Here is a 15,778-nt window from a genome sequence, read left to right on the forward strand (position 1 = left end):
GCGCTGAACAAAATGACGAAAGCAGGTATGCCTGAAAGCGTGCGTATTGCCTGAAAACACAACCCGCTACGGGGGAGACTTACCCGAAATCTGATTTATTCAACAAAGCCCGGGTTAGGTAAACGCATTGCTTATCTGTTACTCAAACGCTACGGCAAAAATACCCTGACGCTCGGCTATCTGATGATGGTCACCGATACCGTACTGGCCCCGGCGACCGGTTCAAACATGTCGCGTTCGGGAGGGATCACCTACCCCATTTTCAGGAATATCGCCGAAGCGCTTGGCTCGAAGCCCGACGACGGTAGCCGCAAAATCGGTGCCTATCTGACTATCCTGATGTACGTCGTCTCGATGGGGACCTCCAGCCTGTTCCTGACCGGGATGGCCACCAACTCGATCACCGTTTCATTAGCCAATGAAATTATGAAGGTCAATCTTGAGTGGATGACCTGGTTTAAAGCCGCCGTTGTCCCGGCGGGACTGGTGCTCATTCTGGCGCCCTGGATCCTGTATAAAATCTATGCCCCGGAACTCAAAGTTATTGAGAACGTGAACGAAATTGCGGAAAAAGGCCTCAATGAATTAGGCCCGGTCAAACGCGAAGAGAAGCTGTTGATCGTGTTCTTTATTCTCGGCGTGTTAGGCTGGATGACCGGGTCTATCACCGGTATTGCCTTTATTCCGGTAGGGCTCGCCTTCCTCGCCTGTCTGCTGCTTTTCGGCGTCCTGAGCTGGAATGACGTGGTCAGCGAAAAATCAGCCTGGCAGACCTTTGTCTGGTACGGCGCCTTCTACGGTTGCGCGGTGGCGCTGTCAAAAGGGGGCTTCTATGTTTACCTGGTCGACGTGATTAAAAATTATCTCGATCTCTCGCATTTGAGTGAAATCAGCGCGATTGCCGTGCTGGTGTTTATCAGCCTTGCGGTCCGCTATTTCTTCGTCTCAAACAGCGCCTTTGTGGTCTCTTTCTATCCGGTACTTTTTACCCTGGGTATGACCACGCAGGCACATCCGATGTACGTCGCGCTCTCCCTGGCCTTCTCCGCAGGCTATGGCGCTTTATTGACCCACTATGGCAATGGGGCTGGTGTATTTACGTTCTCCAGCGGCTACGTGCCACAGAAAACCTTCTGGATGCTCGGCACCATTATGGTTGTGGTGAACGTGTTAATCTTCTTCTTTATCGGTATTCCTTACTGGAAGCTTATCGGCATCTGACAGGAGCATAAAATGAAACTGGATATAGTCATTAAAAACGGCCAGATCGCCGATATTGAAAACCGTACTTATATCAACGCCGATATTGGTATTAAGGGTAACCGCATCGTTGATATTTCTCATCATAGCGACCTGCAGGCTGAAACCGTTATTGATGCGTCGGGCTGTATCATTCTTCCCGGCCTCATCGATTTTCATGGCCATGTTTTCCATGGCGGAACGGCGATTAGCGTTAACCCTGATATCGTCTGTTTACCAAACGGCGTCACCAGCATGGTCGATGCCGGGAGCAGCGGATGGGTCAACTATTCGCTATTTCGTAATAGCGTGATCCATCCGGCGATGGTGAAAATTAAGAGCTATTTAAACGTGGTCAATGTTGGCCTCTCCACCCTCGGTGGCGGGCCCACCGGCTACCTTGAAAATACCAATCCGGCCAATTACAACGAGGAAAAAATTGCCCAGACGCTGAATGACAATAGAGACAACATCCTGGGTTTGAAATTACGCTATAGCCAGGATATCGCCCGAGGCAAACAGTATGCCAGCGATCCGCTGTTAGCCACGGTCGCCCTCGCACGCAAACTGGAAACCTCGATTTGCGTGCATGTCACCGACTCCCTGTTGTGCGCCGATGAACTGATCCGCTATTTTGAAGAGGGTGACATCTATGCACACTGTTTCCACGGTACCGGTCATTCTATTCTCAACGAACAAGGGCAGGTGTATGCCGCCATCAAAGAAGCACAGTCCAGGGGGGTGATCTTCGATTGTTCAAACGGTGTCGCCCACTTTGATTTCAAGGTGGCGCAATCGGCGATGGAGCAGGGATTCTACCCTGATATCATCAGTACCGATTTAACCCTGCGCAATAGCTTGCGTACTGATAAGGTCTATAGCCTGCTGCATGTGATGTCGAAATATCTCAATATGGGCATGCCGTTCTTTGACGTTATCCGCGCCGTGACCGCCACGCCGGCTCGCCTGATGAAAATGCAGGGGCAGATTGGTACCCTGGCGGCAAACGCTATTGCCGATATTTCCATTGTGAAATTACGCAAAGATAAGATCACCTTTGAAGATACCCGGGGAAAAACCCTGGAGGGTGATTGCTACCTCGATAACTGCGCCACTATCTGTAACGGACAGATTGTTTATCGCCGTCTGCGTTTCTAATTCGCAAGCCACCAGCCATACGCCTTTCCAGGCGTATGGCTGGTATGATAAAACCCCTCTTCTATGACCTTCGTCATTATTTATCTGCGCCTTAAAATTATAATGATTTTAGCCAATCCTGAGCCGATAAGTGAATAATGCATGAAGAATAATGAAATTGTCATCTTCTCAGTTTCCAGCACCATTACCCAACGGATAATGAATGTTCTTATTGAGCGTAAACTGGAAATCCCCGTCTATGAATTTCGTTATTCTGACGTTCTCAACAAAGCTAATGAAATGATCCAGTCCGGCACCAGAATCATTATTAGCCGGGGCGGCACTGCGGCCCTGCTTCGCAATAACATCCCTATTCCGGTTATCGAAATTGCCCATGATTTTCATGGCGTATACCGCATCCTGCAGGAAGCCAAGAATAAATCACAGAAAATTGCCGCCATTGGTTTCCCTCAGTTTTGCCGGGCGCTGCGGCATTACCAAAGCATGACCAACGACGAGTTTAAAATCTGCCAGGTCTACAATCACCATGACATTGAAAATGTTATAAAAAATCTGTCAGAAAATGGTTATCATATGGTCATTGGTGGTTTGACTGTCGCCGAAATGGCCAAGAAATACAATCTCAACGTTATTGAAGGCGACGCCGACAATAATTCCATTGAACAAGCCATTAATGAAGCTCATGGCTTACTAAAATATATTAATCGGGAAAATTTAAAGTTAGTCATGAGCCATGCGGCATTGAATCAATCACGCGAAGGCATTATGTGTGTTGATCAACTGGGTGAAATCATTAATATCAATGCTATCGGCATGACCTTATTTCAATGTCAGGTGGGTGACAAAATCTTTAAAAAAGAAGCTTTTAAAGATATCTATGCCAGCATGATTAATGAGTCCAACATCAAAGAGCAAACTATTGAAATTAATGGCACACTTGTTTGTATCTCAGTCCGTCATTTTTCCAATCGCCAAAACACCTATGCCATTATCACTGGCTTAAGCCAGGAAAGCACACTCTGGCAGCAGACTAACAGTAAAAAAAGTAAATTACGCGGCTATGCCACCAGCTATTCTTTTGACAATATTATTACGCAATCGCCGATCATGCATCAGGTGATACAAAAAGCCAGGCTGTGCGCTCAGCATGATCTTCCGGTCCATCTCTTAGGGGATACCGGCACGGGGAAGGAACTGTTTGCTCAGAGTATTCATCACGTCAGCGCCCGCAGCCATGGTCCTTTTATCGCCATCAACTGCGCGGCTATTCCGGAGAGCCTGCTGGAAAGTGAACTTTTCGGTTATGCCGAAGGCGCATTTACCAATGCGCGGAAGGGAGGCAAACCCGGGGTCTTTGAAATGGCCACTAACGGAACGGTATTTATCGATGAGATCAGTGAGGCCCCGCTGTCGGTCCAGGTGAAGCTACTGCGCGTATTGCAGGAGAAGCAATTTTCCCGTCTTGGTGGCGACAGCCTGCTCTCAGCCGATTTTCGCCTGATCACCGCCAGCAATAAAGATCTGGGGCAGCTCATCGCCAGCGGGGAGTTCCGCCAGGATCTCTATTACCGAATCAATATCCTTGAACTGCAGCTCCCGCCATTACGCGAAAGACCTGAAGATATTATGGTGCTGATTCACCATCTTCTGCAGCAACAGAACAAGCACCTCACCTTTACCCCGGATGCCGTGAACTGCTTACAGAACTATGACTGGCCAGGCAATATCCGTGAGCTGCAGGCGGTCATTTATCGCCTCATCGTCTTGCTGGAGGGTGATACGGTGGATAAAGCGGTATTGCAGCAGATCAGTCACCTCTCATCGCCCTGTCACCAGGGCGTGTCTCTTGTGACTGACCTCGCGGTGGTCGCGGATGAGAGCGATCTGCTAAAAAAACAGGAGAAACAGCTGATCGCGAGCGTGATTGAAAAAACGGATGGCGACAGAACCAAAGCCTCGGCCATCCTCGGCATCAGTCCTACCACCCTGTGGCGTAAACTGAAGCAACATAACATCAGCGGATAAACCGAACCTGTCCGCCGGAATAAAACCGCCGTTACCCTTCCACCAGCGCCTGCGCGCAGGCCCAGGCGCTTGACCACGCCCACTGGAAGTTATAGCCGCCGAGCCAGCCGGTGACGTCCATCACTTCGCCGATAAAGTAGAGACCCGGCGCCTTACGCGCCTCCATGGTACGCGACGAGAGCTCATTGGTGTCCACGCCGCCGAGGGTCACTTCCGCCGTCCGGTAGCCTTCGGTGCCGTTCGGCTGCACGCGCCAGGCGGTCAGCGTCTCCACCAGCGCTTGCTGATCTCGAACGTTCAGCTGCTTCAGCGTGACATCAGGAATTTGCCCCAGTTGCTGCAGACACTCCACCAGCCGCTTCGGCAACTGCATCGCGAGGGTGTTTTTCAGGCTCTGGTTGGGATGCGCGCCGCGCTGCTCGTTAAGGAATTCCTCAAGATTGCAGTCTGGCAGCAGATTCACGGTGACGAACTCGCCGGGCTGCCAGTAGCTGGAAATTTGCAGCACCGCCGGTCCGGAAAGGCCGCGATGGGTGAACAGCAGATTTTCGCGGAACAGGGTGCCGTTCTCGGCGGTGATGGTCGACGGCACCGAGACGCCGGAGAGAACCTGGAGCTGCTCAAGCAGCGGCTTGTGCAGGGTAAACGGCACCAGACCCGCACGGGTCGGCAGCACCTTCAGGCCGAACTGTTCGGCGATTTTATAGCCAAACGGCGAGGCGCCGAGGCCCGGCATCGACAAGCCGCCGGAGGCGATCACCAGCTTTTTGGTCGCCAGCGTTTCGCCGTTCACCTGAAGCCGATAGCCTTGCTCGTCGCGCTCCACGCTGAGAATTTCGCTGCGCAGGCGGATCTGCACGCCGCCCATTTCGCATTCCGCCAGCAACAGAGTGACAATCTGTTCCGCCGAATCATCGCAAAACAGCTGACCGAGGGTTTTCTCATGCCAGGCGATGCCATATTTGCCGACCAGCTCGATAAAGTCCCACTGGGTGTAGCGCGCCAGGGCAGATTTGCAAAAATGCGGGTTTTGGCTCAAATAGGCCGCCGGCTCGACATACATATTGGTAAAGTTGCAGCGGCCGCCGCCGGACATCAGAATTTTTCGCCCCGGCTTTTTGCCGTTGTCGAGCAGCAGGACGCGACAGCCGAGCTGCCCCGCCTGCGCTGCGCAAAACATTCCCGCCGCTCCGGCGCCAACGACAATGGCATCAAACCTTTCCACACCGCATTCCTCGTTCCCCAATTGTCGGGTTTTGTAAATATTTCACTCTGGTCACACCAGCGGGAAAAATCCCGCATTAGATACATCATTGAAAGATATAGGATTACTCCCAACAGGGTAAAACCTAAACAGGAAGAAAATCAAAAAAAGTCTATATTTCACTTTGCCCGCGCCGCTAAAGTCACTGATAATGCGCCGCGTTCATGTCCTCAAAATGGCGTAACGTCCTATGCTACATTTATTTGCCGGTCTGGATTTACATACCGGACTATTATTATTGCTTGCTTTAGCTTTTGTACTGTTTTACGAAGCGATTAACGGTTTCCATGATACCGCAAACGCGGTGGCTACGGTTATCTACACTCGCGCTATGCGCTCACAGCTCGCTGTGGCGATGGCGGCGCTCTTCAACTTCTTCGGCGTTCTGCTGGGCGGTCTCAGCGTAGCCTATGCCATCGTGCATATGCTGCCGACCGATCTGCTGCTTAACATGGGTTCCGCGCATGGCCTCGCCATGGTGTTCTCTATGCTGCTGGCGGCGATCATCTGGAACCTCGGGACCTGGTACTTCGGTCTTCCGGCATCCAGTTCTCATACCCTGATTGGCGCCATCATCGGTATTGGTTTAACCAATGCGCTGATGACAGGCACCTCCGTGGTTGATGCGTTGAATATCCCGAAAGTCATCGGCATTTTTGGTTCGCTTATCATCTCGCCTATCGTTGGTCTGGTGATTGCGGGCGGCCTGATTTTCCTGCTGCGCCGCTACTGGAGCGGCACCAAAAAACGGGCGCGTATCCACCTGACTCCGGCGGAGCGTGAAAAGAAAGACGGCAAGAAAAAGCCGCCGTTCTGGACCCGTATCGCCCTGATCCTGTCCGCTATCGGCGTGTCGTTCTCTCACGGCGCTAACGATGGACAGAAAGGCATTGGTCTGGTGATGCTGGTCCTGATCGGCGTCGCCCCGGCGGGCTTCGTGGTGAATATGAACGCCTCCGGTTACGAAATCACCCGTACCCGCGATGCGGTCAACAACGTGGAAACCTTCTTCCAGCAGCGCCCTGACCTGCTGAAGAAAGCCACCGGCGTTGACCAGCTGGTTCCCTCTCCGGACACCAATACCGCGGCCAACGGCGAGTTTCATTGCCATCCGGCGAACACCATCAACGCCCTTGACCGCGTGAAGACCATGCTGACCGGCGTTGAGAACTACGAGTCGCTAAAACCGGAACAGCGCGGCCAGCTGCGTCGCATCATGCTCTGCATCTCAGACACTACCGACAAAGTGGCGAAACTGCCGGACGTGAGCGCTGACGACCAGCGTCTGCTGAAGAAACTGAAAACCGATATGCTGAGCACCATCGAGTACGCGCCAATCTGGATTATCATGGCGGTCGCGCTGGCGCTGGGTATTGGTACCATGATCGGCTGGCGCCGCGTGGCGACCACCATCGGTGAGAAGATCGGTAAGAAGGGTATGACCTACGCCCAGGGGATGTCGGCGCAGATGACCGCAGCGGTCTCAATCGGTCTGGCGAGCTACACCGGGATGCCAGTTTCCACCACCCACGTGCTCTCCTCCTCGGTAGCGGGGACGATGCTGGTGGATGGCGGTGGTCTGCAGAAAAAGACGGTAACCAGCATTCTGATGGCCTGGGTACTGACCCTGCCGGCAGCGATTATCCTTTCAGGCGTCCTTTACTGGCTCTCCCTGAAGCTGATTTAAGCGTTATTCGTTCAAAACGGGCCAGCTTGCTGGCCCTTTTTTTATTCTGGAAATATCGTTAGTGCCAGATCATCAGCGCAATCAGGCTCACCACCACCAGGCCGCACAGGGCGCTGGTCAGAATAAACTGGCGACGAACACGTTCGCAGCGACGAATAAATTCATCGTCATGATGGTCACGGTAGCGCTGGGCATAGATATACCAGACCAGCCGCATCTGTTTGCTGGGCTGCCCGTGCGAGGTAAAAAAGCCGCCGCCATCGACGTACTGATAGAGCAAGGGATCGCAACCACGTAGCACAACCAATAATGCACGCAACGATGAGAAGTAGCGTGCCATATTCACCACACAAACGACACACAGGGCCCAAAACAGCGCAATAGTGCTGATCATACCTCCTCCCCGGCGACCCGCCCACGGAGAAATCCTCCGCGGCTACCGCTCCCCAAATAACCGACGACAATACCGTAAAGAGTGCGATTCCGATCACATTTATTTTTCCGACCGGCTCATTAAATAGTGTAGGAGATCCATTAATTTTTTTACCACAAGGTTATTCGTTATCAATACGTAAGACGGATAAATTTGTTTAGCTTTTAGGTGAACCCAGTGCATTGACGGAGTGCGGGGGGCGCTATAAGGTAAGAAATATCTTCTACAATGAAGTCCTTAAAGGCTACCCTCCCGCGAATGTAGCACGCAGGACGCGGGCGAAACGGCAGCGCCAGCTGTCAGGTCCAATGGTCATCGACAAACTTATGGAAGGAGTAACACTATGGCTTACAAACATATTCTGATTGCAGTAGACCTGTCCCCGGAGAGTAAAGTACTGGTTGAAAAAGCCGTTTCTATGGCCCGCCCTTATAACGCGAAAGTCTCCCTGATCCACGTGGATGTCAATTACTCCGACCTCTACACCGGGCTGATTGACGTGAACCTCGGCGATATGCAAAAACGCATCTCCGAAGAGACCCATCACGCGCTGACCGAGCTCTCAACCAACGCCGGCTACCCGATCACCGAGACCCTGAGCGGCAGCGGCGACCTCGGTCAGGTGCTGGTCGATGCGATTAAAAAATACGATATGGACCTGGTGGTCTGCGGCCATCATCAGGACTTCTGGAGCAAGCTGATGTCCTCTGCCCGTCAGCTGATCAACACCGTCCATGTCGACATGCTGATCGTCCCGCTGCGCGACGAAGAAGACGAATAACCCTCCCGTTGTGTCATACCAGACGCCCGCCGCTGCGGGCGTTTTTATTTTCGCTTCCGCCCCGCCAGACAACAGAGCTTAAATCCATAAAAAAGCTATTCAATTAGTGTGATCAGCCAGTTATTCACTAAAACATCTATATAATAATCTACTCATTAAGCCAATAACCGCAGCATGGCGAGTTATCAGACATTTTCGGCGCGTTCTGGCATACGCGTTCATACTTTTTGGGAAAGTAATACAAGGCGAAGGAATATGAATACAACTGCACCTACGGGCTTGCTGCAGCAACCTCGTCCGTTCTTCATGATCTTCTTTGTGGAGCTCTGGGAACGTTTTGGCTATTACGGCGTTCAGGGGATCCTGGCGGTCTTCTTTGTTAAACAGTTGGGCTTCTCTCAGGAACAGGCCTTTATCACCTTCGGCGCCTTCGCGGCGCTGGTTTACGGGCTGATCTCGATCGGCGGCTACGTGGGCGACCATCTGCTGGGGACCAAACGTACCCTGGTGCTCGGCGCGGTTGTGCTGGCTATCGGCTACTTTATGACCGGGATGTCGCTGCTGAAACCGCAGCTGATCTTTATCGCCCTCGGCACCATCGCCGTCGGCAACGGTTTGTTTAAAGCCAACCCGGCGAGCCTGCTGTCAAAATGCTATCCGCCGAAGGATGCCCGTCTCGACGGGGCGTTTACCCTGTTTTATATGTCGATAAACATCGGTTCGCTGCTGTCGCTGTCGCTGGCGCCGGTGATCGCGGAAAAGTTTGGCTACGCGGTGACCTATAATCTGTGCGGCGCGGGGCTGATTATCGCGCTGCTGGTCTACTTCGCCTGCCGCGGGATGGTAAAAGATATTGGCTCCGAGCCCGATCACCGCCCCCTCAGCCTGCGCAATCTGGCGCTGGTGCTGGCCGGTACGGTGGTAATGATTTTTCTCTGCGCCTGGCTGATGCATAACGTGATGATCGCCAACCTGGTGCTGATTGTCCTGTCGGTCGTGGTCATTGCGTTCTTTTTCCGCGAGGCGTTTCGCCTTGATAAAACCGGGCGCAACAAAATGTTCGTCGCCTTTATCCTGATGATCGAGGCGGTGCTGTTTTACATTCTCTACGCCCAGATGCCGACCTCGCTGAACTTCTTCGCCATCAACAACGTCCATCATCAGATCCTGGGTTTTACCATCAATCCGGTCAGCTTCCAGGCGCTGAACCCCTTCTGGGTGGTGGTGGCCAGCCCGGTGCTGGCGGCGATTTACACCCATCTCGGTCATAAGGGTAAAGACCTGACCATGCCGGTAAAATTTACCCTCGGGATGTTCCTCTGCGCGCTGGGCTTCCTGACCGCCGCGGCCGCCGGGATGTGGTTCGCCGACGCCCAGGGATTAACCTCGCCGTGGTTTATTGTGCTGGTTTATCTGTTCCAGAGCCTGGGCGAGCTGCTGATAAGCGCCCTGGGGCTGGCGATGGTCGCCGCGCTGGTGCCGCAGCATCTGATGGGCTTTATTCTGGGGATGTGGTTCCTGACCCAGGCCGCCGCGTTCCTGCTTGGCGGCTATGTGGCGACCTTCACCGCGGTGCCGGAAAATATCACCGACCCGCTGCAGACGCTGCCGGTTTACACCAGCGTGTTCAGTAAAATTGGCCTGGTGACCCTGGGGGTCACGGTGGTGATGGCGCTGATGGTGCCGTGGCTGAACCGGATGATTAATACCCCGGCCAGCGCCGAGTAACCGTTTAAGATGGCCGATCCGCACTGGCGCCGTTTGTTCAAATATTACGGTTCCCGGCTTGCGCTACGCTGAGCCGGGCTACAATGCGGTAGCCCGGATAAGGCGCGTTGCGCCGCTATCCGGGAGATACCACCACGGCGTAATATTACTCCGGCGTGCCGGCGTAAATATCAAACCGATGCCCTTTGGTCACCACCGCGTTCGGCGTGGCGACTTCCGCCAGCGGCGGCGCGTAATCCGGGCGCTTTACCACCACCCGTTTGGTCGCCAGCTGGCGCGCCGGGGCCAGCAGGCCATCGGCGTCTAAGTCAGGCCCCACCAGCGACTGAAAAACGCGCATCTCTTTCTTCACCAGCGCGCTTTTCTGCTTATGCGGGAACATCGGGTCGAGGTAGACCACCTGCGGACGCGGGGTGATATCGGTCAGCGCCGTCAGGCTGGAGGCGTGGATCAGCTGCAGCCGCTCCTGCAGCCAGCCGCCGATTTCCGCATCGGCATAGCCGCGGGCCAGACCATCGTCGAGCAGCGCGGCGACCACCGGATTGCGCTCCAGCATCCGCACGCGGCAGCCGACCGACGCCAGCACGAAGGCATCGCGCCCCAGGCCGGCGGTGGCGTCAACCACATCCGGCAGATAATCGCCTTTAATGCCCACCGCTTTGGCTACCGCTTCACCGCGGCCGCCGCCAAACTTGCGCCGGTGGGCCATCGCCCCGCCGACGAAATTGACGAAGATACCGCCAAGCTTAGGCTCATCGCGCTTACGCAGCTCCAGATGCTCAGCGGTCAACACCAGCGCCATTAGGTTATCGTCATCCTGCTCCAGCCCCCAGCGGGCGGCTAAAACAGATAAGGCGCCGTCTCCGGCGCCCGTTTCATCAATTAAGCAGATCTTCACGTAGCAATCAGCCTTTGATCCCGTAATGCTCAAGCATCGCATCCAGCTGCGGCTCGCGCCCGCGGAAGCGTTTGAACAGCTCCATCGGCTCTTCGGAACCGCCGCGGCTCAGGATATTGTCGAGGAACGACTGACCGGTTTCACGGTTGAAAATCCCCTCTTCTTCGAAGCGTGAGAAGGCGTCTGCCGCCAGCACGTCGGCCCACAGGTAGCTGTAGTAACCTGCCGCATAGCCGCCAGCGAAGATGTGGCTGAAGGCGTGCGGGAAGCGGCCCCAGGTCGGCCCCGGCACCACGGCGACCTGCTTTTTAATCTCGGCCAGGGTCTCAAGGATTTTCGCTCCCTGCTCCGGTTTGTACTCCGCATGCAGGCGGAAATCGAACAGGCCGAACTCCAGCTGGCGCAGAATAAACATCGCCGCCTGGTAGTTTTTCGCCGCCAGCATTTTCTCCAGCAGCGCCTGCGGCAGCGGTTCACCGGTTTCATAATGACCGGAGATAAAGGCCAGCGCTTCCGGCTCCCAGCACCAGTTTTCCATAAACTGGCTCGGCAGCTCGACCGCGTCCCACGGCACCCCGCTGATGCCGGAAACCCCGGCGGTATCGATGCGGGTCAGCATGTGGTGCAGACCGTGGCCGAACTCGTGGAACAGGGTGATCACTTCGTCGTGGGTGAACAGCGCCGGTTTGCCGTTGACCGGACGGTTGAAGTTACAGGTCAGGTAGGCGACCGGTTTCTGCAGGGAGCCATCCAGCTTACGCATCTGGCCGACGCAGTCGTCCATCCACGCGCCGCCGCGCTTGTGCTCGCGGGCATACAGGTCGAGATAGAAGCTGCCGCGCAGCTCGTTGTGTTCGTCATACAGCTCGAAGAAGCGCACTTCCGGATGCCACACATCGACATCGGTACGCTCTTTGGCGGTAATACCGTAAATGCGCTTCACCACTTCGAACAGACCGTTAACGGCTTTGTTTTCCGGGAAATAGGGGCGCAGCTGCTCATCGCTGATGCTGTAGAGATGCTGTTTCTGTTTTTCGCTGTAGTAAGCGATGTCCCACGGCTGCAGCTCTTCGACGCCGAACTCGGCTTTAGCGAAAGCGCGCAGCTGGGCCAGCTCTTTTTCGCCCTGCGGACGGGCGCGTTTTGCCAGGTCGGTGAGGAAGTCGAGCACCTGCTGCGGATCCTCCGCCATTTTGGTGGCGAGGGATTTAAAGGCGTAGCTGTCAAAGCCCAGCAGCTGCGCCAGCTCGTGGCGCAGAGCGAGGATCTCCGCCATCACCGGGCTGTTATCCCATTTCCCGGCGTTCGGCCCCTGATCGGAGGCGCGGGTGGAATAGGCGCGGTACATCTCTTCGCGCAGCGCCTGATTGTCGCAGTAGGTCATCACCGGCAGGTAGCTCGGGATATCCAGCGTCAGCAGATACCCTTCCTGCTCTTTGGCCTGGGCCTGCGCCTGAGCGGCGGCCAGCGCGCTTTCCGGCATACCGGCCAGATCGGCGACGTCGGTCACCAGCTTGTTCCAGCCCATGGTGGCGTCAAGAACGTTGTTGCTGTACTGGTTGCCCAGCTCAGAGAGGCGCGCGGCGATTTCACCGTAGCGTTTCTGTGCCTCCGGCGGCAGGCCAATACCGGATAATTCGAAATCGCGCAGCGCGTTATCAACCGCTTTTTTCTGCGCGGTATTCAGCGTGGCGTAGTTATCGCCATCGCGCAGGTCGCGGTAGGCTTTATACAGGCCTTCATGCTGGCCGACCCAGGTGCTGTACTCGGAGAGCAGCGGCAGCGTCTGTTCGTAGGCCTCGCGCAGTTCCGGGCTGTTTTTTACCGAATTGAGATGGCTGACAGGCGAGAAGATGCGTCCCAGCACATCGTCCACTTCCGCCAGCGGCTGGCAAAGATTTTCCCAGCTATACGGCGCGCCGTGCGCCACCGCGCTTTCCACTGCGGCCCGGCAATCCTCCAGCGCTTTGGTGACCGCGGGGACCACGTGCTCTGGTTTGATCGCAGAAAAAGGCGGCAGGGAAAAAGGCGTCAGTAATGGATTGGTCATATGCGCTGTCCTGTTGAAAAGGGTGAGTGAAGCGCGCGTCCGGCGCTTATGCATGAGATCTAGAATGGGGGATAGTTGGGGGAATTTCAATGACGGGCGGTGCGTCAGCCTGGGTATTGCTGCGATAAGTCCGCCCGTTGCCGGAAAAACGCGGCACGCGGTGCAGCGTGCCGGAAACCGCATTAATGCCCTTTTTGCGCCATTTCCCAGGCCGCCGACAGATTCAGCCGCTGCCAGAACTGCTGCTCGGGGGTGGCGCCGGACAGCGGGTAGCCCGCCGGCAGCGCGGTATTGACCATCAGCGCCCGGCACTGGGCCGCAGACAGCTGCGGCAGGGCAGCCTCCAGCAGCACTTCCGCCCCCTCCGGCACCTGCAGGCGCGGCTGCGGCCCCGTCTGCCGCGGCAGGTCGTAGGTCATGGTGAAACGAGTGAAATCACGCATCGCCGGATCGCGCCAGGGATCGTCTTTCACGCTGCTCTTCGCGCACTCGGCAAGCGATGTGCCGCAGGCTTTCGCCAGCGCGGCGCGCAGCTGATCGCGGGCTTCGTTAAATAATACCCGGTAGCGCGGATCGTTAAGATAATGGGCCACGTTGCGCTCGGCCACCATCCGCGAGCCGATCACATCCAGGGGATAGTGGACACCCAGCACGATGCGCGAATAGCCATAGCGTGCGCCGCGCGCCACCAGCGCGTCGTAGCGCTCCGGGATCATCGCCGCCAGCAGCAGCGCATCAGTATAGCCAGTGTTGGTGTGACCGCTGGGGAACGAGCCGCCGTCGGCGGTATAGGGCTGGTTATCCTTCACCACCACGTCGTCCGGCACCAGGTGAATGGTGTTGCCCTGCACCAGAAACGGCCGCGGATTGTTGTAGTGCTTTTTCGCCTCGCCGGTGCTGACCTCCGAGGCTTTGATCAGCGCCGCCGCTTTCCCTAGCGCGCCCTGGTCATAGGCGGTCAGAAACGCGTTGCCCAGCCGCGGCCCCAGCGCGTCGCTGAGGAAGTAGAGGTAGCTAATCCCTTCCGCATCGGCCAGCGCCTGACGGCGGGAGGTCTGTACGGCGTCGCGGTTAATGGCGGTGACCGTCGCCAGATTCTGCTGCACGACGGTCTCCGGCAGGCTGCTGAACGCCGACAGCAGCGCAATGCCCGCCTGCTGATTGGTCCGGGTCTGGAAGTCATAGCCGCTGGCCTTCAGCCAGGCGGTATCGGCCTGGGTTTTGTTTTGTTTCGCGTGCACCAGCCGATCGCGTGTCAGCGCGGCGGCATCCCCCTGCAGAGCGTGGCGCAGCTGCGCCAGCGCCTGTTGCTCAAGATCGTCATACGCCTGGCTGGAGGCAGCCGGCGTCACGCTATTGGCGAGGGCCGCCGCCCTGTTCAGCGGGATGTCTTTAGCCAGAACCGGTTGCGCCAGCAGCAGCGCCACGGCCAGCAGCGAGAGTTGATTTTTCATTATTTTTCCTTTTATTCAAACAATTACCTTGCCTGTATCCGACGCTAGCGCGGCCGTTTGACGCTTTTATGACAGCGTTATGTTTTGCAACGCTTTTGGCAGAAATGAAACAGCGCGGCGGCGCAGCGGTAATCTCGGCCGATCTGCGGTAAACTATCGGTTAACTTGTTTATTTCCCGGAATCTCTGCATCCATGCTCAGTTATCGCCACAGCTTTCACGCAGGCAACCACGCCGACGTCCTCAAACACACCGTTCAGAGCCTGATCATCGAAGCGCTGAAAGAGAAAGAAAAACCGTTTCTCTACCTGGACACCCACGCCGGCGCGGGCCGCTATCAGCTGAGCGGCGAGCACGCCGAGCGTACCGGCGAGTATCTCGAAGGCATCGCCCGGATCTGGCAGCAGGACGACCTGCCGGCAGAGCTTGAGCCCTATATTTCGGTGGTCGAACACTTCAACCGTAACGGCCAGCTGCGCTACTACCCGGGCTCCCCGCTGATCGCCCGCCAGCTGCTCCGCGAGCAGGACAGCCTGCAGATGACCGAGCTGCACCCGAGCGACTTCCCGCTGCTGCGCGCCGAGTTCCAGAAAGACAGCCGCGCGCGCGTCGATAAAGCCGATGGCTACCAGCAGCTGAAAGCTAAGCTGCCGCCGGTCTCGCGCCGCGGTCTGATTCTGATCGACCCGCCGTACGAAATTAAAACCGACTATCAGGCGGTGGTGACCGGGATTAACGAAGGCTATAAACGCTTCGCCACCGGCACCTACGCGCTGTGGTATCCGGTGGTGCTGCGCGCGCAAATAAAACGCATGATCAAAGATTTAGAAGCCACAGGTATCCGCAAAATTCTGCAAATCGAGCTGGCGGTGCGTCCGGACAGCGACCAGCGCGGCATGACCGCCTCCGGGATGATCGTCATCAACCCGCCGTGGAAGCTGGAGCAGCAGATGAACAATGTGCTGCCGTGGCTACACAGCAAGCTGGTGCCGGCCGGTACCGGTCACACGACCGTCAGCTGGATCGTGCCGGAGTAATCGCAACCATCGGTGGAACCTTTTA

General features: G+C 56.0%; 11 protein-coding genes and 1 pseudogene. 7 read left to right on the top strand and 5 right to left on the bottom strand.

All coding sequences use genetic code 11. From position 1 onward, the window contains the following. Positions 1 to 111: 111 nt before the first annotated feature. The 3 genes and pseudogenes from ACLH1I_RS23295 to ACLH1I_RS23305 form a co-directional block, all read left to right on the top strand. Positions 112 to 1,221: pseudogene (locus tag ACLH1I_RS23295) on the top strand (DASS family sodium-coupled anion symporter); the annotation flags it as partial. Between the two features lie 12 nt (positions 1,222 to 1,233). Beyond that, positions 1,234 to 2,397, top strand: coding sequence for a metallo-dependent hydrolase (locus ACLH1I_RS23300; protein ID WP_012540369.1), 1,164 nt, complete (start codon positions 1,234 to 1,236; stop codon positions 2,395 to 2,397). A gap of 141 nt (positions 2,398 to 2,538) precedes the next feature. Next, entirely contained in the window at positions 2,539 to 4,422 is a 1,884-nt protein-coding gene (locus ACLH1I_RS23305; protein WP_048325969.1) for a sigma-54-dependent Fis family transcriptional regulator, read from the top strand. 31 nt (positions 4,423 to 4,453) lie between these two features. On the opposite strand, the gene ACLH1I_RS23310 is transcribed toward ACLH1I_RS23305, so the two are convergent. Next, the gene (locus ACLH1I_RS23310) at positions 4,454 to 5,647 is read right to left on the bottom strand and encodes an NAD(P)/FAD-dependent oxidoreductase (RefSeq protein ID WP_151629230.1); all 1,194 of its coding nucleotides are present in this window, start codon (positions 5,645 to 5,647) and stop codon (positions 4,454 to 4,456) included. A gap of 229 nt (positions 5,648 to 5,876) precedes the next feature. Here ACLH1I_RS23310 and pitA point away from each other — a divergent pair, with 229 nt between their 5' ends. After that, complete coding sequence (gene pitA / locus ACLH1I_RS23315; protein WP_004204940.1) at positions 5,877 to 7,373, top strand: inorganic phosphate transporter PitA; 1,497 nt, start codon at positions 5,877 to 5,879, stop codon at positions 7,371 to 7,373. A gap of 58 nt (positions 7,374 to 7,431) precedes the next feature. On the opposite strand, the gene uspB is transcribed toward pitA, so the two are convergent. Continuing rightward, positions 7,432 to 7,767, bottom strand: coding sequence for a universal stress protein UspB (gene uspB / locus ACLH1I_RS23320; protein WP_002921203.1), 336 nt, complete (start codon positions 7,765 to 7,767; stop codon positions 7,432 to 7,434). 382 nt (positions 7,768 to 8,149) lie between these two features. Between uspB and uspA the strand changes: the two genes are divergently transcribed. Together uspA and dtpB are read left to right on the top strand one after the other, a co-directional pair. Continuing rightward, complete coding sequence (gene uspA / locus ACLH1I_RS23325; protein ID WP_004145166.1) at positions 8,150 to 8,587, top strand: universal stress protein UspA; 438 nt, start codon at positions 8,150 to 8,152, stop codon at positions 8,585 to 8,587. Positions 8,588 to 8,842: 255 nt separating this feature from the next. Beyond that, on the top strand, positions 8,843 to 10,315 hold the full coding sequence (dtpB, locus tag ACLH1I_RS23330; RefSeq protein ID WP_004204941.1) for a dipeptide/tripeptide permease DtpB: 1,473 nt from the start codon (positions 8,843 to 8,845) through the stop codon (positions 10,313 to 10,315). A 145-nt stretch (positions 10,316 to 10,460) separates the two neighbouring features. On the opposite strand, the gene rsmJ is transcribed toward dtpB, so the two are convergent. The 3 genes from rsmJ to ACLH1I_RS23345 all read right to left on the bottom strand — a co-directional run bounded on the left by rsmJ (position 10,461) and on the right by ACLH1I_RS23345 (position 14,717). Further along, entirely contained in the window at positions 10,461 to 11,213 is a 753-nt protein-coding gene (rsmJ, locus tag ACLH1I_RS23335) for a 16S rRNA (guanine(1516)-N(2))-methyltransferase RsmJ (RefSeq protein ID WP_049116796.1), read from the bottom strand. A 7-nt stretch (positions 11,214 to 11,220) separates the two neighbouring features. Next, complete coding sequence (gene prlC / locus ACLH1I_RS23340; protein WP_049116793.1) at positions 11,221 to 13,263, bottom strand: oligopeptidase A; 2,043 nt, start codon at positions 13,261 to 13,263, stop codon at positions 11,221 to 11,223. A 182-nt stretch (positions 13,264 to 13,445) separates the two neighbouring features. Continuing rightward, positions 13,446 to 14,717: an acid phosphatase gene (locus tag ACLH1I_RS23345; RefSeq protein WP_198080015.1), complete on the bottom strand. Its 1,272-nt coding sequence runs from the start codon at positions 14,715 to 14,717 to the stop codon at positions 13,446 to 13,448. Positions 14,718 to 14,910: 193 nt separating this feature from the next. Here ACLH1I_RS23345 and ACLH1I_RS23350 point away from each other — a divergent pair, with 193 nt between their 5' ends. Then, the gene (locus tag ACLH1I_RS23350; protein WP_004204945.1) at positions 14,911 to 15,753 is read left to right on the top strand and encodes a 23S rRNA (adenine(2030)-N(6))-methyltransferase RlmJ; all 843 of its coding nucleotides are present in this window, start codon (positions 14,911 to 14,913) and stop codon (positions 15,751 to 15,753) included. The last annotated feature ends 25 nt before the right edge of the window (positions 15,754 to 15,778 follow it).

It is taken from the genome of Klebsiella sp. 1SOBk10mer (genome assembly GCF_046602535.1).
GTDB classification, from domain to species: domain Bacteria; phylum Pseudomonadota; class Gammaproteobacteria; order Enterobacterales; family Enterobacteriaceae; genus Klebsiella; species Klebsiella quasipneumoniae.